Source organism: Mesorhizobium muleiense, from assembly GCF_900099905.1.
Taxonomy (GTDB): Bacteria; Pseudomonadota; Alphaproteobacteria; order Rhizobiales; family Rhizobiaceae; genus Mesorhizobium; species Mesorhizobium muleiense.
In genome coordinates, this window is the sequence record NZ_FNEE01000019.1 from 1 (window position 1) to 18,724 (window position 18,724).

General features: G+C 60.7%; 19 protein-coding genes. 8 read left to right on the forward strand and 11 right to left on the reverse strand.

Annotated features, from left to right (window positions below):
- Nucleotides 1-97: 97 nt before the first annotated feature.
- Nucleotides 98-1,044 (forward strand): IS630 family transposase gene (locus BLT09_RS25110; RefSeq protein WP_091600579.1). Its coding sequence is split into 2 segments (ribosomal slippage): nucleotides 98-436 and nucleotides 439-1,044, totalling 945 coding nucleotides; the frame shifts between segments, so codons are not numbered across the junction.
- 455 nt (nucleotides 1,045-1,499) lie between these two features.
- Here the strand turns inward: BLT09_RS25110 and pssA are convergent.
- The 4 genes from pssA to BLT09_RS25130 all read right to left on the reverse strand — a co-directional run bounded on the left by pssA (nucleotide 1,500) and on the right by BLT09_RS25130 (nucleotide 5,860).
- Entirely contained in the window at nucleotides 1,500-2,324 is an 825-nt protein-coding gene (pssA, locus tag BLT09_RS25115) for a CDP-diacylglycerol--serine O-phosphatidyltransferase (RefSeq protein WP_091598036.1), read from the reverse strand.
- Nucleotides 2,325-2,356: 32 nt separating this feature from the next.
- Entirely contained in the window at nucleotides 2,357-4,042 is a 1,686-nt protein-coding gene (locus tag BLT09_RS25120; RefSeq protein ID WP_167366532.1) for a sulfatase-like hydrolase/transferase, read from the reverse strand.
- Nucleotides 4,043-4,612: 570 nt separating this feature from the next.
- The gene (locus BLT09_RS25125; protein WP_091598042.1) at nucleotides 4,613-4,987 is read right to left on the reverse strand and encodes a c-type cytochrome; all 375 of its coding nucleotides are present in this window, start codon (nucleotides 4,985-4,987) and stop codon (nucleotides 4,613-4,615) included.
- Between the two features lie 570 nt (nucleotides 4,988-5,557).
- Nucleotides 5,558-5,860 (reverse strand): DUF982 domain-containing protein, encoded by a 303-nt coding sequence (locus BLT09_RS25130; protein WP_023803628.1) that lies wholly within the window; start codon nucleotides 5,858-5,860, stop codon nucleotides 5,558-5,560.
- A 740-nt stretch (nucleotides 5,861-6,600) separates the two neighbouring features.
- On the opposite strand from BLT09_RS25130, the gene BLT09_RS25135 reads away from it, so the two are divergent.
- Together BLT09_RS25135 and BLT09_RS33895 are read left to right on the forward strand one after the other, a co-directional pair.
- Nucleotides 6,601-7,302 carry a DUF1236 domain-containing protein gene (locus BLT09_RS25135; RefSeq protein ID WP_091598291.1) on the forward strand — a complete coding sequence of 234 codons (702 nt, stop codon included), beginning with the start codon at nucleotides 6,601-6,603 and terminating at the stop codon, nucleotides 7,300-7,302.
- Between the two features lie 842 nt (nucleotides 7,303-8,144).
- Entirely contained in the window at nucleotides 8,145-8,759 is a 615-nt protein-coding gene (locus BLT09_RS33895) for a hypothetical protein (RefSeq protein ID WP_208602543.1), read from the forward strand.
- 34 nt (nucleotides 8,760-8,793) lie between these two features.
- On the opposite strand, the gene BLT09_RS25145 is transcribed toward BLT09_RS33895, so the two are convergent.
- The 3 genes from BLT09_RS25145 to BLT09_RS35135 form a co-directional block, all read right to left on the reverse strand.
- On the reverse strand, nucleotides 8,794-9,468 hold the full coding sequence (locus BLT09_RS25145) for a LuxR C-terminal-related transcriptional regulator (protein WP_091598045.1): 675 nt from the start codon (nucleotides 9,466-9,468) through the stop codon (nucleotides 8,794-8,796).
- Nucleotides 9,468-10,871: a sensor histidine kinase gene (locus tag BLT09_RS25150; protein WP_091598294.1), complete on the reverse strand. Its 1,404-nt coding sequence runs from the start codon at nucleotides 10,869-10,871 to the stop codon at nucleotides 9,468-9,470. The genes BLT09_RS25145 and BLT09_RS25150 overlap by 1 nt, the downstream gene beginning before the upstream one ends.
- Nucleotides 10,872-11,149: 278 nt before the next feature.
- A complete protein-coding gene (locus BLT09_RS35135) occupies nucleotides 11,150-11,470 on the reverse strand; it encodes a DUF3606 domain-containing protein (RefSeq protein WP_236473786.1) in 321 nt (106 codons plus the stop codon).
- A 354-nt stretch (nucleotides 11,471-11,824) separates the two neighbouring features.
- On the opposite strand from BLT09_RS35135, the gene BLT09_RS25160 reads away from it, so the two are divergent.
- The 3 genes from BLT09_RS25160 (at nucleotide 11,825) to BLT09_RS25170 (ending at nucleotide 13,268) form a co-directional block, all read left to right on the forward strand.
- Nucleotides 11,825-12,124: a DUF1236 domain-containing protein gene (locus BLT09_RS25160; RefSeq protein ID WP_027156174.1), complete on the forward strand. Its 300-nt coding sequence runs from the start codon at nucleotides 11,825-11,827 to the stop codon at nucleotides 12,122-12,124.
- A 326-nt stretch (nucleotides 12,125-12,450) separates the two neighbouring features.
- Nucleotides 12,451-12,750 carry a DUF1236 domain-containing protein gene (locus BLT09_RS25165; protein ID WP_031256955.1) on the forward strand — a complete coding sequence of 100 codons (300 nt, stop codon included), beginning with the start codon at nucleotides 12,451-12,453 and terminating at the stop codon, nucleotides 12,748-12,750.
- A gap of 59 nt (nucleotides 12,751-12,809) precedes the next feature.
- Nucleotides 12,810-13,268, forward strand: coding sequence for a hypothetical protein (locus tag BLT09_RS25170; RefSeq protein WP_091598049.1), 459 nt, complete (start codon nucleotides 12,810-12,812; stop codon nucleotides 13,266-13,268).
- Nucleotides 13,269-13,372: 104 nt separating this feature from the next.
- On the opposite strand, the gene BLT09_RS25175 is transcribed toward BLT09_RS25170, so the two are convergent.
- Nucleotides 13,373-14,545 (reverse strand): amidohydrolase, encoded by a 1,173-nt coding sequence (locus BLT09_RS25175; protein WP_091598051.1) that lies wholly within the window; start codon nucleotides 14,543-14,545, stop codon nucleotides 13,373-13,375.
- 100 nt (nucleotides 14,546-14,645) lie between these two features.
- On the opposite strand from BLT09_RS25175, the gene BLT09_RS25180 reads away from it, so the two are divergent.
- Nucleotides 14,646-15,500 (forward strand): AraC family transcriptional regulator, encoded by an 855-nt coding sequence (locus tag BLT09_RS25180; protein WP_091598054.1) that lies wholly within the window; start codon nucleotides 14,646-14,648, stop codon nucleotides 15,498-15,500.
- A 61-nt stretch (nucleotides 15,501-15,561) separates the two neighbouring features.
- Here the strand turns inward: BLT09_RS25180 and BLT09_RS25185 are convergent, their stop codons facing one another.
- From BLT09_RS25185 to BLT09_RS25195, 3 genes are read right to left on the reverse strand one after another with little or no spacing between them, the layout of a single operon-like run.
- Nucleotides 15,562-16,116, reverse strand: coding sequence for a nuclear transport factor 2 family protein (locus BLT09_RS25185; protein WP_091598057.1), 555 nt, complete (start codon nucleotides 16,114-16,116; stop codon nucleotides 15,562-15,564).
- Nucleotides 16,113-17,090: an alpha/beta hydrolase gene (locus BLT09_RS25190; protein WP_091598060.1), complete on the reverse strand. Its 978-nt coding sequence runs from the start codon at nucleotides 17,088-17,090 to the stop codon at nucleotides 16,113-16,115. The genes BLT09_RS25185 and BLT09_RS25190 overlap by 4 nt, the downstream gene beginning before the upstream one ends.
- 57 nt (nucleotides 17,091-17,147) lie before the next feature.
- Complete coding sequence (locus BLT09_RS25195) at nucleotides 17,148-17,651, reverse strand: nuclear transport factor 2 family protein (RefSeq protein WP_091598297.1); 504 nt, start codon at nucleotides 17,649-17,651, stop codon at nucleotides 17,148-17,150.
- Nucleotides 17,652-17,792: 141 nt separating this feature from the next.
- Here BLT09_RS25195 and BLT09_RS25200 point away from each other — a divergent pair, with 141 nt between their 5' ends.
- A complete protein-coding gene (locus BLT09_RS25200) occupies nucleotides 17,793-18,701 on the forward strand; it encodes a LysR family transcriptional regulator (RefSeq protein WP_091598063.1) in 909 nt (302 codons plus the stop codon).
- Nucleotides 18,702-18,724 lie beyond the last annotated feature (23 nt).

Consider the following 18,724-nt stretch of genomic DNA (forward strand, 5'->3'; position numbering starts at 1 on the left):
GGCTAGAGCGGGATGAATTGAGTCTGAATCGAAAGGGGATTCCCGAAGGCGAGCAAATCTGATTCAACCTGCTGGCTGGGTCAGGAGGCCGGCATGGATGGGCAAGCCTTACTCGATGGATCTTCGCACGCGGGTGGTAGCGTCGGTTGAGCAGGAGGGCCTGTCGCGACGTCAGGCGGCAGAGCGCTACGGGGTTGGAATCAGCACGGTCATCCGATGGGTGCGCCGCTTGCGCGAGACGAACAAGCTGACACCTGGCAAGATGGGTGGGCACAGACCGAAGAAGATTGCCGGAGAGCATCGGGAGTGGCTGTTGGTACGCTGCCGGGCGGCGGAGTTCACGCTGCGCGGTCTTGTGGCCGAGCTTGGCGATCACGGCCTGAAGGTCGATTACCGCTCGGTATGGGAGTTCGTTCACGCCGAGAAGCTCAGTCACAAAAAAAGACGCTGATCGCGGCTGAGCAGGATCGCCCCGATGTGGCGCGCCGGCGGGTCCAGTGGGCAAAGTATCAGGACCGCATCGATCCTTCCCGCCTGGTGTTCATCGACGAGACCTGGACCAAGACCAATATGGCGCCGCTCAGAGGATGGGCGCCGCGCGGCGAGAGGATCAAGGCCAAGGTGCCGCACGGTCATTGGAAGACCATGACCTTCTTGGCGGCACTGCGCCACGACCGTGTCGATGCACCATGGCTGATCGACGGACCGATCAACGGCGAGCGTTTCCAGCTCTATGTCGACAAGGTTCTCGTCCCCACCCTCAAGCCCGGTGACATCGTCATCATGGACAATCTCGGTTCGCACAAGGGCAAGGCTGTGCGCCGTGCCATCCGCTCGGCCGGCGCCAGGCTGTTCTTGCTGCCCAAATACTCCCCCGACCTCAACCCTATTGAGAAATTCTTCGCCAAGCTCAAGCATTGGCTGCGCAAGGCTGCCAGGCGAACGGTCGAGACCGTCTGTGACGCCATCGGCCAAATCCTCGGCACTGTCACGTCAACCGAATGCAGAAATTACTTCATCGAGGCCGGCTATGCGCCAACCTAAATTCATCCCGCTCTAGCGCTAAAGCTAGCTCGCCGGGCGATGCTGGATTAGACAGCGCAATTTGCATGACCTTAGAAACGTGGTTTCTGAATGCGTCACACAGGCGAGCACGTCCGCGTTTGCGCGGTCAGCGCCGGCATTGCCGTTCACGGGGATCGAAAAGCAGTAGATGCGCCAGTTGCGGCGAACGGCCCTGAAAAGGACTGCTGCTTCCGCTTCGGAAGATCAACACCTAGGCCGCCAAACGTTAGCGCTGTGCATAAACCCGGCTAGAGTGGATTGAATCGAACGCTTGGTACCCGCCCGAGACCGTCCTCACAGATCGGGGAAGAGCGGCGCGGCCCTGCTCGTTGCAGACGTTCGGAAGGTCGCCATAGGTGGGAGGCGGCCGTTGCCGCGAGGTAGTTGCTGCCTGCCCGAGTCGGGACCTGGACAGCCATCAAGGCTTCCAGATGTCATTCCACTACCCGAGCGGTTTCGACATCGATTTCGTCGTGAATTTTCTCATCATGACGGAAACTGATCCAGCTGATCGGAATGGAGGCGAGATAAAGGACAGTCAGAACAACCAGAAACTCGCTGGGGTAGAGCACGACGGCCGCAACTAACCCTGCGACTGCTAAGAACAACGCGATCATCATCCACTTGGGGACTTGGCAAGCCCACTTCTTCCCGGAAAAAGTCGGGATCGTCGAAACCATCAAGAAAGCGATCAGAGCTGCGTGCAGCCCCGCAATCTGAACAGTTGCAGGTGTCGGCGGAGCCAGCGATATGGGCAACAAAACCGTTAGGGCAGCGGCCGGTGTCGGCATCCCAGTGAAATACGCTTTCTGCCATGCCGCTGCTGCCGAATTTGACTGCGCATTGAAGCGCGCCAGGCGCGCGGCCGAAGCAAGAGCGAATGCCATTAGGCACAGGCTGAACGGGCCGGTCATCAATGCCTCGCCCCAAAAGAAAAGCAGGACGATCGGCGCTACGCCGAAGCTAAGAAAATCCGCAAGACTGTCAAATTCGGCTCCGAACTGTGACGACGCATGCAATCGCCTCGCCAGACGGCCATCAAGACCGTCGAGCACTGCTGCCACGACGATCGCCAACAGTGCGAATTCGAACTCGTTTTCGATCGAGAAGCGAACGGAAGCCAAGCCCGAGCAAAGCGCCAGCGCTGTTATGGCATTGGGTATCTGCTGGACAAGTCGAGAATGTGTTTTGCGGCCATCCGATAGCGTGTTCTTGCCGTCGTTCAATGCCGCGTCGGCCGACTTGCGTTCATTCGCCATTGTCGATCTTCCTTTTTCTCTGCCATCCCCTGCTATTCGCTCGAGATTGGTTCCGGTTCTGCGACGCAGCCAATGCCGCCCTCGCAAATATTCGGACGCGAGTTCGTCAGCGTAACCAGGAGGTCAAGCCGCTGGCGACCCTTTTGAATCGTTGGATCGACGGAGTGCCAAGCGGGACGATTGGAGAACAATCCGAGGATATCGTCTGTTACGAACTGAAGCTGCGATGTAAGGCCGTGAAGGAGGGAGCTTTCGTATCGAGCCGATATTTCGGATGGTCGGTACCCCATCAACTCCAACAGCGTTGGCGCTATCGCAAAATGAGTGGCCATGTTCGGATATTGCGTGGCGACTTTCTCAAAGCGGGCCCGAAGCTCCTCATCCCCGGTTGAAACCAACATTGGAACTATGGCTTCGTTCGGGTCTACATTCGTATATGAACTGCAGTGCGTGAGACGGCCGGCGCTGAAATTTTGTCCATGGTCCGACGTGTAAATCATCGTTGCGTCCCTCCAGTCGGCCCCATCGATCAAACGGGACAAAGTGCGGTCTGTCGACCAGCGCACCGCGTTTGCATAGGATTGAAGCGTCCCTGAGGTGCCGGCGTCGGATGCAAACTCCGCAGGCGACCCGTCACTGTAGGGGAAATGCGCGCCATTCTTGTTTGCGTAGATAAAAACAGGATCGCCGACGCTCATTTCCTTGAGCACGATATTAACGAGTTCATCGTCGAGATCATGCGTTCGAATTGCATTGTCCAACTTGTAGAATCGGTCGATCGAAATCGCTTCGGCGGGCGTCATGTAGTTTTGCAGTTTGCCATAGACGGTGACGAAACCTGCCTGGGCGTCTATGAACACGGTGCGATAACCTGCCCTCTTTGCATACTGCCAAACTGTCGGGCTCGCCTTGACTGACTGGACTAGATTTCGAGTATAGGCCATGAAGCGAAGCAATGCGTTCGATTGAAGAGAACAATTCGAGCCGGACACAGCGGGGCCAAAATCAATCAATCGGCTTCTGAGTTCGGCCAGTTGCGGAGTGACGGGGTTACGGGGCTCAAGACTTACGAAGTCGGACCGAATGCTTTCGTCGACCAGCAGCACGATAGCCCGCGCCTGTTTTCGTTCCGGCGTCATGGATACGATTTCCCGCTCCGGGAACGTTCCACTGTTCAACTTGTAAGCTGCGATCGCTGCCAGGGACAGTGGCGAGAACTGCTTTGGCAACGCTTCTGAACCTTTGCCCTCTCGATAAATAACCACGCCCGCAATGAGGACGATCGGCAACATGGGCACTAGTGGTGACCAGTATCTGGTCTTACGTGTCGCCAGTGGCGGAAGGGAGGGGGGCATGGCGATTGCGACAACACCCAATATCGCGACAGCGACCGACCACCAAATCGCGTTGGAATAAAATTCGGACGCCCTGTGAGCCTCGTGACGGACCGTCCAGAAATTGAGAACGTCGAAGATGAAGAACTCGGACCCTTGGACAAGGTAATAGCCATAGGCTGCGGCGCTTGATATCGCGAGGGGGACGGCCCACAGGAGCCGAATGATCCAGTTGGGATGAAAGGCAGCGGCCAACACTGCCAACACAGAGATGACCCAGATGATGCTGAAGATCATCAAGGTCAGCTGGCGCTGATCGTCAATGAGCAAACGGATGCGGTCGATAAAGCCATGATTGGTGAGGAGGATCACTGCGAGCAGCAACGCGCATTTCAGGGCAAGAAGTGCCCCCCTTGTCGCATTGACACCGCCTTGCCTCCCCATTCCCTCCCCCTTCTCTGTCGCCCAGCATTGGCCACGCTTTGGGGTGTTCAGGCGGGGAGTCTATCGTCGGCTAAGTTTTCGGGAAGTTCACAATATGACAGATAGATGACGTTGTCGGACAGCAGAAAGGCGGTGCCTATAAGCCATGCACCAAGCAAAGGGAGTAGAAGCAGGCCTAGCATCAGCCCGATGGGGAACAGGATACCTGCGCGACGTCCTCGGACGCCTCTCTGACGGACCACGTGCGGACGGAATCATGTAGGCGAAGACATTACGGTTCAAAGTCTGGAACGAAGCAGGCCTGCGCGGCGTCGAACACCGCTCACCTTCGAAAAGCACCTGGCCATGTTGGGGTGGACGTCAGAACAAAGCGGGTCCGTTGCCGCAGGTCGCAGAGACTGCACGTGTGCTCAGGGTTGGAGGCCGGCGCATTGCGGAAGGTGGCTCGCCACTTTCCGATGGCGGGCGGATTCGAAAACGATGCCCGCATTCCGGGATGCAAATTCGAGCCTACTGCGACAAGGACTTCAGGTATGCGACAATATTCTGTCGGTCCTCAGGCTTGGACACGCCCATCGTCATCGTCGTTTTCGGAACAACCTCGCGGGGCGCCGCTAGAAACCGGTCGAGCGTTGCCTCGTCCCATACCAATCCGGACGACTTCAGGGCTTCCGAATAACGGAACCCCTCCATAGATCCGGCGGGCCGTCCGACAATGCCGCCGAGGCCGGGGCCGGCTTTTCTCTGGTCGGCGGTTGAATGACATCCTGAGCAGCGTTGAAACGCTCTTTGCCCCAGCGCAGCATCTCCCTCCGCAAAGGCAGGGACAAATACCGACAGAAGGGCCAAGGCAGAGGACGCGACGCTGAGCAGAATTCTTTTCACGCTAATTGTTCCCGAATTGGACGGCCAAAAAGCCCGACCGGAAAAGCTTAGTGAAGAGATGATCCGACTTCGATTTGCTCGGGCTTCTATCCGGCGACGATAACCTCTGTGCCAAAGTCGGATTAGCTGGCGTTCGTTGCATAAGCCCAGAAGTGCGATTTCTAAGTACGCAGTTCCGATCGGCGAGCACGCCGCTCCAATTCGGCGAGCGCGCGCAGGTAAAGCCCCTCGAACAAACAACGTTGGAAGGGAAATCCCCTGAGGCACAGGCAGGCCCGGCGAACTTCCGCGATCACGCCATAACCGATCTGGCAAACTTTGCTACGCTTCCTTCGTGGCGAACCCCAACGCCGCCTGGCCGGCGCCAACCTCGGCAACCCCACCTCCCCCGCTCCCTGCGGCGCCGGCCATCTTTCCGCTGATGCATGTCGCGCAAAAGCACGTCCTCGGGCTGGAACCGAGGGTGCGCAGCGTTTTGCAATACGGCGTGCATAACTTCAAAAAACTAAGCGCGCCGCATGCGTCGCATGAGTCCATTCCAGCGCGACGCGCTTCAGGCAGCTACATCGGTTACGCAGTCACGCCACCGCGACCGGTTTTCTGTGCCGTCATCCAGGGCATTGCCGCAGAGACGTCCTCAAGGATCTTGGCCGATCTCGCGAAGCCGGCGAAGGCCTCGCGTGCAACTGAAATGGGAACCTGGCCATCATAGGCGCGCTGGCAGGCGCGGAAAGCCGTGTCAAAGATCGGCCCTCTGCGATTGTTCGGCCATTCCTGCAGGAACTCGAAAGCATCAGCCAGGCATTCGATTTCCTCCACCATGAACTCCCCTTTCCTGACGAAAACAGGCCGGTCGAAAGTCCTGTCGTTCATTAGAACCTCCATTCAACTGAACGAGTGTTTGAGCTTCCACGAGAGCCGCGAGCGACGGCTGCGGAAAATATGTGAAGCGCCCTTTTTGCTGTCAAGGAAGGGCTGAAGCAAAACGCCTCGCAGGACAGAGACGGCATGCGGAACGTCGCTCTGTGCCGCTGCAACCTCCAACCGAGGACGGTCTGAACGCCATCGCTCCCGATGAAACCGAACTCTCGCAAAGGCCGTCGGCAGCATCGTCACGCCGGAAGGCCTGGACAACAGCAGAAAAGCCCGCGCCCTCGGGGAGAAGACGCGGGTTGACCGGAGCTACCGATCTCGCAGCATTGTATGAGGGGACAATACTACGCTGCTGGCACTAAACTTTCGTCGCAGGACAGTGTTCCAGCCTCACAGGCTGGCGCAGGCAAAAAAAGTCCGCCGTACCCGCAGGTGCGACGGGGCGATCAAGCGGTCACCAAGCACGGCTTGGGGGCTGAGATGTGCCCGGTGCGCGCGGACCGAGAAAAATCATTCGCGTGCCGGCTGCCCGGCGTCTACCAACCGCCAGTTGGAACAGTGGGCCGAACGGAGAGCCCGCGCCTCTGCTGGAACAAGAACACGGCCTATTCGGCGCGCTTGCTGGCTCAGTCCGGCGCGCGCCTGGACGCGGCTTCCGCGCCCGGTCAATTCGCTTGGAACAAAACATTCCAGAGGTGGTTTTCCCCATGAAGGGACAGACTTTTCGAAGGAGACGTCTCGTGAAAAAAGTTCTGATCACCAGTATGCTGGCCATAGGCGTTGGCTGTGGCGCAGCATTCGCTCAGGAACAGCAGCCGGCCCAAAGCCAGTCCGGCACCGACTGCCCGGCCGGCTCGGCCGGTTGCCCGGAAGGTGCGATGGGCGAACAGGGTAAGGCCGGCGCCACCACCGAGGAGCAGGCTCAAGGCAAGGCGAAGATGAAGACCGACGAGCAAGCCCAGGGTAAAGCCGGCGTAACCACCGAGCAGCAGACTCAAGGCGAGGCTGGCGCCACAACCGAGCAACAGGCGCAGGACAAGGCCAAGACGCAGACCGAACAGCAGACCCAGGGCGAGGCCGGCGCCACCACCGAGCAACAGACTCAGGGCGAGGCCGGTACTGCCACCGAGCAGCAGACCCAGGGCACTACTCAGTCACAGGATGAGACGGAGACCGGCGCGATCAGCAATGTGACCGTTGAGCAGAAAACGCAAGTCACCCAGATCCTCAAGCAGGAAAAGGTCGAACCGGTTGCCGACGTCGACTTTGACATCTCAGTCGGTGTCGAGGTTCCGCGGCAGAGGGTTGAACTGCGTCCTCTGCCACGGCGAATCATCGAGATCGTCCCAGCTTACGAAGAGTACCAGTATTTCGTGTTGGCCGATGGCCGTATCGTCATCGTCGACCCGGATACATTCAAGATCGTCCTTATTCTGACCTGACGCCCTAGTTCGGGCTAAACGAGGGGTCCGCTGCCCCCACGGCGGACCCCTCGTCTGCATGACCAGTCTCTGCCACCGAAGGCACGGCTATTACGCCTTTTCAAACTGACAGGCTTTCTGCGTGTCGAGGTTCCTTCCAGCCGCTTCCCACCTGGATACATCTGGACGGCGTCCTCCCTGCTCAAAAGGCCTGAGCTAGGACTTCGGTCTGGCCGCTTGCCGACCATGGGCTGGCCCAGGCAGTGCTTTGGTCCGGGACCGCTATGGCAAAAGGCTGAAATGGGGGAGTTTGTAGGAACCGAGCTCCTGCTGGCGTCGTTGCGATGCCGACACCGTGACAGGAGGCTGCAATGGACCCCAGCATTCACCAGGCACGTTGGCTGCTTTTTCCGATATTTGGCCTGGTGTTCGGGGTTGCAGCCGTTGGGCTTTTCATCGGCTGATGAGGTCCACCGATGAAGGCAACGCACTCGCGCAGTCATGAGTCCCTTCCTGCGCCAGCGAGACCCACCGGTTCTCCCCCTTGAGACTGGTGGGTCTTGACACAGCCCGATCATGGCGAAAGCCTGACAAATCGGTGCAGTTCAGAAGATTGGCTTGGGCGAAGGATTGACTTGGGCGAATTCGAAATAGGCAGAGATGCAACATAGGGTGTGACGGTAAAAGGATATTCTGGCGTGCTATTGGCAAATTCATTGATCACAGACGCAATACGGCCGCAGCGCCCGAAGCATTGTGAGACAAGAGTTCTCGCCGGTGCGCGGCCTGCCCGGCCTCAATCGCAGCGCAGTCTCAAATCTCTTCGAGGGCTTCGCGTCGCCATCTGCCTGAGCGCATCGGCCTTGGTTCTCGTCGTCAGCCCCTACCGTGTGGCACAGGACGGCCTGTCCCTGACGCTAAGCCCACAGGCCGCCTGGGCACAAGGGAACTCTGGGAACGCTGGGAACTCAGACTCCGGCAACTCTGATTCCGGCAACTCCGGCTCCGGCAACTCCGGCTCCGGCAACACTGGCTCCGGCAACACTGGCTCCGGCAACACTGGCTCCGGCAACTCTGGTTCCGGCAACTCAGGAGACACTGAAAGCCCCGGCAACTCTGGAAACGCTCCTGGAAATGCGACAGACCCTGGAAATGCCACAGACCCTGGAAATGCCGCAGCCCCACAGGCCACGGACCCGAACGGCAATGCGAACGAAACAAAAGCACTGAACGTCACTCCCCCGACAAATCCGGCTACCGCGCTAAATCCTGGCAACAAGCCCAAAACGTATATCAACGTGACCACTGGAGACCGGATCGAGGTGCGCGGGGCAAGCGTGGGTGTGGTGCATTCCAACGGGCTCAGCGAGCGCATCGACGGCGGCCATTATGAGATGCGCGATGCCATGGGCCGCACCATCATTCGGCGGCAGGCAAAGAAATCCGATCGGCCAAGACTGCTCCGGATGATCGAGTGATGGCGCGTTCCACAGGCCGCAAGGCTGTCTTGCTTCATGCAGGATCGCCGACAGGCGGATGCTGATGCTCGGTCGCGTCGCGCAATGTCATCGCGGCTTCGGTCCGGTTGCTCACATTGAGCTTGGCCAGAATCCGCGTCATGTGATGCTTTATGGTTTTCTCGTGCAGGTTCAGCTGAAGACCGATCCGCTTGTTGCTCAATCCCGCGGCAACGAGCGTCAGGATCTCTCTTTCGCGACTGGTGAGTTCGGCCAGCACGTCGGGTTTCTCGATCGCGGTTGATTGGCTCGACAGGTCGACCAACACGCGCGCCGACAATTGCGGGCAAACATACCGTTCGCCCATCGCCACCGTGCGCAGTATGGCGGCCAGGGTTCTCGACCCGACGCCTTTCAGGACGTAGCCTCTTGCCCCGCTCTGCAAGGCGGTCATGACGTGCTGGTTTTCCTCCGAAACGGTCAGCATCACGATTTTCAGATCCGGGTGCCGCTCCAGGGCCGGTTCGACCGCGCTGAGGCCCCCTCCAGGCACCGAGATGTCCATCAGCAGAATATCGAGTTGCTGGTCTTCCGATATCCGCAAGGCGTCATCTCTACTGCTGCCTTGGGCAACGATCTCGAACCCGCCGATCTGCTCGAGGGTGCGCACAACGCCTTCCCTGAACAGCGGATGGTCATCGACAATGGCGAGCTTTATGGCCGCTGCCATCACGGCTGTCCTATTTCGACTGTGTTGAGAACCATTTTCACCACCGTGCCATCCTGTGAAGATGTTACATCAAATTGGCCGCCGAGGCTTTCTACCCGCTCACGCAGCCCGATGAGCCCCAGCCGTTCAGGGTGGATGATCTTCGGGTCGAAACCTGGGCCGGTGTCGGAAACCTCGATAGAAACGCGCTCCCCGTCGAAATGTTTCGCGACTGATTGACCGGCACCCCCGGCATGGTGGAAGCCGTTGTTCAGCGCCTCCTGAATGAAGCGAAAGATGCAGATCTTGGCCGCTGGCGACAAGGGTGTGTGGTTCCCGGTCATGGACAGCATCACTTTGACGCCAGTCCGCTCTTCGTGCGCTCGCACGGCAAGCTCGAGGATTTCCGTCAACTCGGCATTCTCGACATGCGGCAGCATAAGACCCTTGCTGACATTCCTGATTTCTCGCATCGCATCGTCCAGATTCGCTTTGACCACCTGCAATTCCCGCGCGCGCGCCGCAGCCGGCGTGGCAGGATCGGCTAGCACGGGGCTGTCAATCCCTAGCGCAGCGAGGGCAACCAGTTGCGCCGGCCCGTCGTGCAGGTCAGCGCCGATCCGCCTGAGGTAACGTTCGTTAAGTGCCGTGGCGCGCTGCGAAGCACGCTGCACCCGCAGCCTCAACATTCTGTTTTGAGCAACCAGGACGGAAAGTTCGGCAATGCGCTGCTTCAAGGAGCGGCTCTGCGAACGAATCGTGCGGCTGCCACGAAAAACGATCACCGAAAGACCGAGGAAAAAACCCGCGGTGACGGCTGCGACATCGAACCAGGTCCGAACGAGTGCCTGCCGGAGATCCTTTTCAAAATCGGTGGCGATCTCCTCGAATTCCAAAACAGCCACGACTTCGCCCGACCATGGCTGAAGCATCGGATTATAGATTTCAAGAAGATGCAGGCCGCTGTCCCTCTCAGCCTGGTTATCGTAGTGCCTGTCCATTTCAGCAACCATGTCGCCGGCGAATGCGGCCCGGAGATTGTCGCTGAGTGGAAAGCGCTTCCCGACCAGACTTTTAGTGGTTGAATAGAGGATGGTGCCATCGCGGCGCCATAGCTTGAACGATTCGAGCCTTTTGCCGAGCGCGCCTTGTCCCAGCGTTTCATCCAGCGCGTGCGCAACGCTCTCGTCCAGCATCTCGCTCCTGCGCATGTCGGGAAGCAGCGGCGCGATGACGCTGTCGACGTAAAGAGCGGTAGAGGCGGCCGAGTTCCGGGTGACCGCGGCTTCAATCTGGCTTGTCACGGACATTCCAACCACGATCATCGCCGACAGCGAAAACAGCCCGCCGGCGAGCAGAAACTGAGTGGCCAGCGACAGTGCATTCCACCGATCGAGCAATCTTGTCGGTCTGTATGGCGCCATATCTCCACCGGCCCGGTCGGCGGCGCGTCGCGCCAGCGGCACGATTCGAGAGAACCAGCCAATCTGTCGTCGAACGACGCTAAGTGACGCCATCTTTGATCTGCACCGATCAATAACAAGGGAACTTAGGGCTTGCAGGCTGGACGAAAACCGCAACCTTGCGGTTTTTTGCGCAAGCGCCACTGCCATGGTTGAGCGAGGCAGCAAATATGACGCCTCAACCACGTGCTGCCGGCACCTGTCGCCCTTGGCAGGGCGGCGGAAGGTGCTGCGTACTTTCACTTCCGGTCGCGCAATGCTCTCACCGCTTGCGTAAGGGTCATCCGATCGTTGCCGTTCTTTTTGATCAGCCTGCTGACCTGGCTGGGCGAAACGCCATTTTCTCGCGCGAAATGCTCCACCTCGTAATACTGGTCCACCGACAGGCGGTCGCGGTCGAGAAACGATCGATCTTTGTTGTTGTCGTCCATTTCCGTTTTCCCAATAAAGCTCGTTTGAACATTGGACGCAAACGAGGGACCACCCGCCAAATCGAGGAATGGCGGGTGGTCCCTTATCGGCGCAGGAAGGGACTTAGCTGCGCAGATATCTTCGTCCATCAGCCACATCGTCAAGTCGGTCGTTCGTCAGCTGACGACTGTTCCAATTGCCAGGAAGGCAATGGAGACAGCGAAGACCGGTGCAAGTAGCCAGCGGGCTTGGTGAACACTATTCTCCATCGATTCCTCCCGTGACGCACGGCGAGCAACGAGTGCTGGCAGTCGTGGTTCCGGGCCACACGCCATCGTCGCCCTTTGCGCACGACAATTCAGACTTAGGTCCAACGGCACGGCGTCTCTGGTCGGACCGAAGCCCAGCCGCGGAACGTTTGCAGCTGTCTCGTTGTTGAAGGCGAGCTTGGCGCGACGAAGATGCGTCCCAGCGCAAGACAGCTCATTAGGAAGGAAAAACTTATGAGAATGCATCTTTCCACTGCAGCCGCAGGATTTCTGCTGCTGGCAAGTGTCGGCGCCGTGGCTGCCCAGGACGTGATCATCCAGCCCGAACAGGAGACCGTCATCAGGGAGTATGTGAAAAAGCAGCCGCTCGCCTCGGTGAACCTGCTTGGCGTGGAGCTCAATATCGGCTCGGCGCTGCCCGAGACGGTCGAGCTTCATGAGGTTCCCGACGTCCAATATCGCTACGTCGTCGTCGACAATCGGACCGTTCTTGTTGATCCAGGCACACGCAGGATCGTTAAAATCATCGATTGACTGAAATGGCCTGGGGAGGAGAAGCTCGCCGCTTGGACGCGGCGGGCCTTCTTGCCGTTTCGCTGTCGCCTACGGTTCATAGCGCCTACGGTTTCATAGCGCCCATGGTTCATAGCAATTGAAGCGTGCAGTCGGTGCGCCCCGAAACCCGCGGCATCGCCCTTTGGGCGCGACGCGTCAGACTTAGGTCCTACGCAAAGGCCCTGCCGAATCGGACCGAAGCCCAGCTAAGGAACGTTTGCGGCTGCCTCAAGTTTGGATAAGCAAGGCGCTGATCCCGTCCGGCGCAAATGGGCTTACAAGTCACAGACATAAAGGAGGCAGTTATGAGAATGCATCTTTCCACCGCAGCCGCGGGCCTTTTTCTGCTGGCCAGCGTTGGCGCTGTTGCCGCTCAGGACGTGATCATCGCGCCTGAACAGGAGACCGTGATCAGGGAATATGTGAAAAAGCAGCCGCTCGCATCCGTGGAACTCCCTGGGGTGGAACTCAATATCGGTTCAACGATACCCGAGACGGTCGAGCTTCACGAGGTTCCCGACGTCGAGTATCGCTACGTCGTCGTTGACAATCGCACCGTTCTTGTTGATCCCGGCACACGCAAGATCGTCAAGATCATTCAGTGACCTGAACGCGAGGGGAGGAGACGCCCGCCGCTTCGAAACGAGCGGCGGGCGACTATGCGATGGGCAGTGTCAAAATGCGAACAATCAGCAGACTTTTCGATTCCCGCGACCAGGCAGCGCGTGCCGTTGCCGCGCTTCAGGCGGCAGGAGTTTCTCAAGAACAGATCAGCGTCATCGGACCTTACGACGACGAAATCAGGGCTGTCCTGCGTGGTCCGGGGGGTGCCGCGCTTGGCGCGGCCGCTGGTCTGTTAATCGGCCTGGGTGCTTTTGAGGCCACGGGCATTGATCCTGTCGAAGCGGTGGCTGGCCTAACTCTCGTCGGTGGGGCCTGCGGCGGCCTTGCTGGTGGGCTTCTCCAGGCATCTGCCGATGTTGCCAAACAGCCGGGTGAGCCGAACGTTGAACAAGGCGTCATTTTTGTGATGGCGCAGGTCGATGAAAATCAGGCCGATACCGCACTGACAGTGCTGGAAAATCCTGTTCGCGTAACGCAACTCGTGGCCACAGCCGGCTGAGATGTGTCGGGTTGGTTCGCGCCTGACTCCTTCCCGGCTTATCGCGCACGAATCGCATTCAGATCGGGGTTTCCCGCTGAGCCGTCAGTTTTCCCTCTGACGGTTCACGAGGCGGGAAGCGTCTGCTCGACCAGATTGACGTAGTAGCCCAGCACGGTCGGCACGATCTCGTCATTGAAGACGTAGCGGTCGCCGTGCAGGCCCTCGCCGGGCCCGACATCGCCGACGCCGACCCACGCGTAGCAGCCGCCTGCCGCGCGGATCATGAAGGCGAAATCCTCGCAGCCGAGGCTCGGGCTGAACTCGGTCGAGACGTTCTCGCTGCCGACGGTGGCGGCGGCTGCCGCGATGGCGCGGGCCGTGGCGTCAGCCGTGTTGATGAGCGGCGGATAACCCTTCTTGTAGTCGAGCGTGGCCTTGAGCGCATGGGCTGCGGCAATGCCGTGGGCGATCTCGCCGATCAGCTTCTCGCAATGATCGGAATGACCGGGCTCGAAAAACCGGCAAGTGCCCTGCAGCCAGACCCTGCCCGGCACGATGTTGCCGACATTGCCGCCGTGGATCTGGGTGAGGCTGACGACCAGCGCGGTTTGCGGATCGACCGAGCGGCTGGCGATACGCTGAACGGCCTGGACGAAGGCGCCCGCGGCCAGGATCGGATCGTCGCCGAGTTGCGGCATGGCGGCATGCGCGCCAAAACCCTCGAAGGTCAGCTCGAAATTGTCGACGGCCGCCATCTGTGCCCCGGCGCGAGCGGCGATCGTCCCCTGCCCCAGGCCCGGCCAGTTGTGGACGGCATGGATCGCCTCGACCGGGAAACGCTCGAACAGGCCGTCTTCGATCACGCGCAGGCTGCCGCCTTCGTTTTCTTCGGCTGGCTGGAAGACGAAGTAGACGGTGCCGTCGAAGGCGCGGGATTGGCTGAGCAGGCTGGCCGCGCCGAGCAGCATGGCGGTGTGGCCGTCATGGCCGCAGGCGTGCATCACGCCCTCGTTCCTGGACGCATAGGGCAAGCCGGTCCTCTCCACGATGGGAAGCGCGTCCAGCTCGGCGCGAAGACCGATGGCGCGTGTGCCCGTGCCGCTGCGCAGGACGCCGACGACCCCGGTGCCGCCGATCCCCTCATGCACCTCGTCGAGGCCAAAGGCGCGCAGTTTCTCGGCAATGAAACGCGCCGTTTCATATTCCTTGAATCCGAGTTCGGGATTGCAATGGATGTGGTGCCGCCAGGCTATGACCTCTGGAGTCAGAGCGGCGATCGGGTCATTATGCAGCATGATGCTCTCCTTCCAAGCCGCAAAGGGCGGTTTGGATCACGATTAGAAGGTCGCACAACAGGCGTCTTGAACCAGATTGACCGCTGCAGGGACAAAAGCCGTGGACGCGACAGAGACCAGGAAATACTGGCGCCACCCCAGCTTCCCTGAGCTTTGCCTGTTCAAGGCGCGCTTCACGCAGCATCGCTATGATCTGCACACGCACCCAACCTATGTGATCGCGCTGATCACGGCTGGCTGCGAACGCATCCGCATCGGGCGCCACAAAATAGTCGCTCCGGCGGGCACCATTGCTGTCGTCAATCCCGAGGAGTGGCATGACGGGGAACAAGGTGCGGATGAAGGCTGGGCCTACCGGACGTTTTATCCCCCGGTGCCGCTGATGGCGGGCCTCGCCCACGAGCTGGGCAGGGCTGACGCTCCGGTCTTCTCACATCGGAATATCGAAGACAGCGATCTCGCCGCAGCGTTGATGGCAGCGCACCAGAGCTCGACCTCACCGGACGCGACGCAAGCCGAGACGTCGCTGCTCGTCGCCTTGAGACATCTCATCGTTCGGCATGGCGATTGCAGCGGGCGGGTAGAGGAGATCGAAGGCTCGGGATCGCGACGGAGGTTCTCGCTCTACGAGGAGCTTGTCGAAAGCGACCTTGGCTCGCAGCTCGACCTGCAGCGGCTTGCCGACGCCGCGTCCGTCACCCGGTTTCAGGTCATCCGGGATTTCAAGAAGGCGATTGGCCTGACACCTGCAGCCTATATCCGCGACCGGAGACTGCGTCGCGCCAGCTCCTTGATCGAACAGGGGCTCGGCCTCGCCGAGGCCGCCATTGCGTCAGGTTTTGCCGACCAGAGCCATCTTTCCCGTGCGTTCCGGACCATGCATGGCATGACGCCGGGCATGTTCAGGAGAGGCAAAGCTCCCGAACCAAAACGAGTTCACATCGAAATGAAATGATCGGACAGTGGCCGGAACACCAATGTCGGCGCCAATCCGTTCCCGACGCAAGCTTGCGTTGTCATTTCGCCGCCGCCTCCACCCGGTCCGCAGCGGCGGCCAGCACGGCGCGGTCGCCCTCCTCGTACAAGCGATGGGTCGAGATGGCGCTGACGCGCCAGCCTTCGGGCGTCCGCACCAGCCGGTGCAGATAGCTGGCGCCGACCGTCCAGAACCGCGTGTCGATCCAATGGCTAGCGCGAACATGGCTGCGCGCGACCGCGTCGTTGCCCGCGCCTTCGACAACGATGTTGGTGATAAGGTGCTGGGTGGCGTCGAAGCCCGGCAGCAGGCCTTGCCACTGAGCAATCAGCGCGTCGCGGTCGCTGGTCGCGGCTTCGCCACCGAAAAGGCTGCTATAGTCTGTCGTGACGCGGGTCGTGAAATAGGATTTTACCCGATCCCATTCGCGCAAATCGGCATAGAGGCCAATCCCCGCCACCGCCTCGGCGATGGCGGTCTTGTCTTCGCTCGTCAGCGCAGCCGTGGACTGCATGGTGCTCAAGGCGGGCAGAGCGGCAAGCGTCGCGGCAAAAACTACCAAGGCCAAAACAAACCGGCGGGTGACGGGGCTCATTGTCCCGCCTCCCCTGCACCGCCCAGCGTGGCGCGGAAATGCGCCTCAACGGCGTCGCTCGCTGTCTTCACCGGCGCAGCGCGGTCGTAGAAGTCGAACTGGGTGACGTTGTCGAGCCACAGCTCCTGCTTCGGCCCGGTCAGCCGCCCGTAAAATTTGTGCGCGCCCTGCGGGATGGCAGCCGCCTCGCTGTGCACCATCAGCAAGGGCTGATGCAGGCGCCGGGCAGCCTGGATCGCATCGAATGTCAGCCAGCCGCGCCAGAAGGCCGGATCGGCCTCGTTGCGCCAGGCCGGGATCATGCCGCGACCAGCCTCTGTATAGTAAGGCACCTTGAACATGATCGCCCGCTCGTCGGCCAGGCTGGCGGCGGGCAGGAATGTCTGCTTGCCGGTGCGGCGATAGGCGGCCTCGGTCGCATCACCCACGGCTTCAAGCCTGGCCATGCCGTCCTTGCCGCCATAGGTCTGCTCGACCACCTCGGCATCGTGCAGCCAGGGCGCGACCAAAGCGACCGACTTGATCGCGGCATTTTTGGCGGCGGCAGTGACCATGTAGCCGGAGCTGGCGCAAATGCCGAGCCCGCCGATGCGGTCCTTGCTGATCTCTGGCCGGGCCGCGAGATAGGCGACCGCCGCCTCGATGTCGGCGACCTTGGCGCTGGGGTCCTCATACTGGCGGCGGGCGCCGCCGCTCTCGCCCCAACCGCGAAAATCGAAGGTCAATGCGACGAAGCCGCGGTCGGCCAACTCGCGGGCATAGCGGGCCGGCATCTGTTCCTTCACCGTCATCCAGGCGCCGGTCACGACCAGCGCGGGCCGAGGTTTCGCGTCCAGATCCTCGGGCAGATAGAGATCGCCGACGATCTGCTCACCGTGCGAGGCGAAAGCAACGCGCTCGACGCGCGATGCGGCGAAGGCGCTTGAGCCGAGGGCGGCGGCGGTTGCCGTGGCCAGCGTCAGGATTTTCAACATCGTAAATCTCCTTTGGCCTGGAGCGAAAGCGCGGCGCGACGGATTAAGGCCGCCGTCTCAGCGGTCATCCGCCAGTCGGCCGGGCAGTGGCTTCAGCTTGTAGTGCGTCCAGTAGAAGGTGTCCGACTGGTACATGTCGGTCAAGAAATTCTGCGCCTCGGTGATCTTGCCGTCCTTGATGCGAAACATCAGGGCGAAAAGCTGGTCGATCTCGGGACCTGAGCCGACGTTCGACCAGCCGCGATGGATGTCGACGACGAGATCGCCCTGCGCCTGGAAGAAGATCGGCTCAGTCCTGAATTTGCCGTCGGCCAGGCCACGGAAGAAGGCGACCACTTCCTCCGGCCCGCGCTTGTCGCCGGCTAGCGGATGGTGGCCGGGAATGCGCCACACGATGTCGGCCGCCAGGAAGGGCCGAACCGCCTCCGGGTTCCCGGTCGCATAGGCTGCGTAATAGTCCTTGATCAACTGGATGTTGCGGTCTTCCTGCGGGCCGCCGTTGGCGGGGGCGGCGGACACCGCCAGGAGAGCGCCGGCGGCGAGCGAAGCGAGCCTGGTCATCGGTCCTGTCTCCTTCCCTTTCGGCCGTCTTGCCTTTCGGGCCGTCGCGACAGCGAAGCCCGTTCGTCGGACCAACATGACGCTTTTGGTTCACCGGAAAAACCCGTAGAGTTCGACAAGGCTATTTGGAATATCCTCACAATGCGACTCGACCAGTTCAGCGGCATCGTCGCCTTCGTGAAGGTCGCGGAGGCAAAAAGCTTCACCCGCGCCGCTGCCGAACTCGGCGTCGCCCCGGCCTCGCTCAGCGAGGCGGTCAAGGGCCTCGAGGAGCGTCTCGGGGTGCGGCTCCTCAACCGCACGACCCGCAGCGTTGGCCTGACCGAAGCCGGCGCCCACTATTTCGACCACGTGCGCCCAGCGGCCGAGGAGATCCGGGCGGCCGGCGCGGCACTGCGCGAGACCCGCGACCGCCCCGCCGGCACGCTGCGCCTGAGCCTGCCGTGGATCGCCGCGCCGCTGCTGATCGAGCCGCTGATGGGGCCGTTCATGGATGCCTACCCGGAGGTGCGGCTTAGCCTGATCTTCGACGACAATTTCGTCGATATCGCCGCGCAGGGCTTCGATGCCGGCCTGCGGATCGGCGAGCTTCTCGAGAAGGATATGATCGGCGCGCGTCTGGGCGGGCCGTTGCAGACGGTGGTGTTGGGCAGCCCCGACTACCTCGCGCGTAACGGCTCGCCAAAACGACCCGCCGACCTCGCTGCCCACCGCTGCATCGCCTTCGCCTTCACCCGCACCCGCGCCATCTCGCCCTGGGAGTTTGTTGTCGATGGACGCCAGGTCGAGTTCACGCCCGACCCATGTCTGGTCGTGAACACACTGCCGCTCTGCATCACCGCCGCCGCGCAAGGGCTTGGCCTCGCCTTTGCCGTCGAAGGCCTCGCTGCGCCGCTTCTCGCCTCAGGCGCGCTGGTCAAGGTGCTGGAGCCTTTCTGTCCCACCTACGAACCGCTCCACCTCTATTATCCCAGCCGTCGCCTCGTCCCGCCAAAGCTGCGGGCCTTCATCGATTTCGTCCGCGCCAACGCCCACAATTTGCGGATCTGACGCGCCGCCGCGAAACCAGCCAC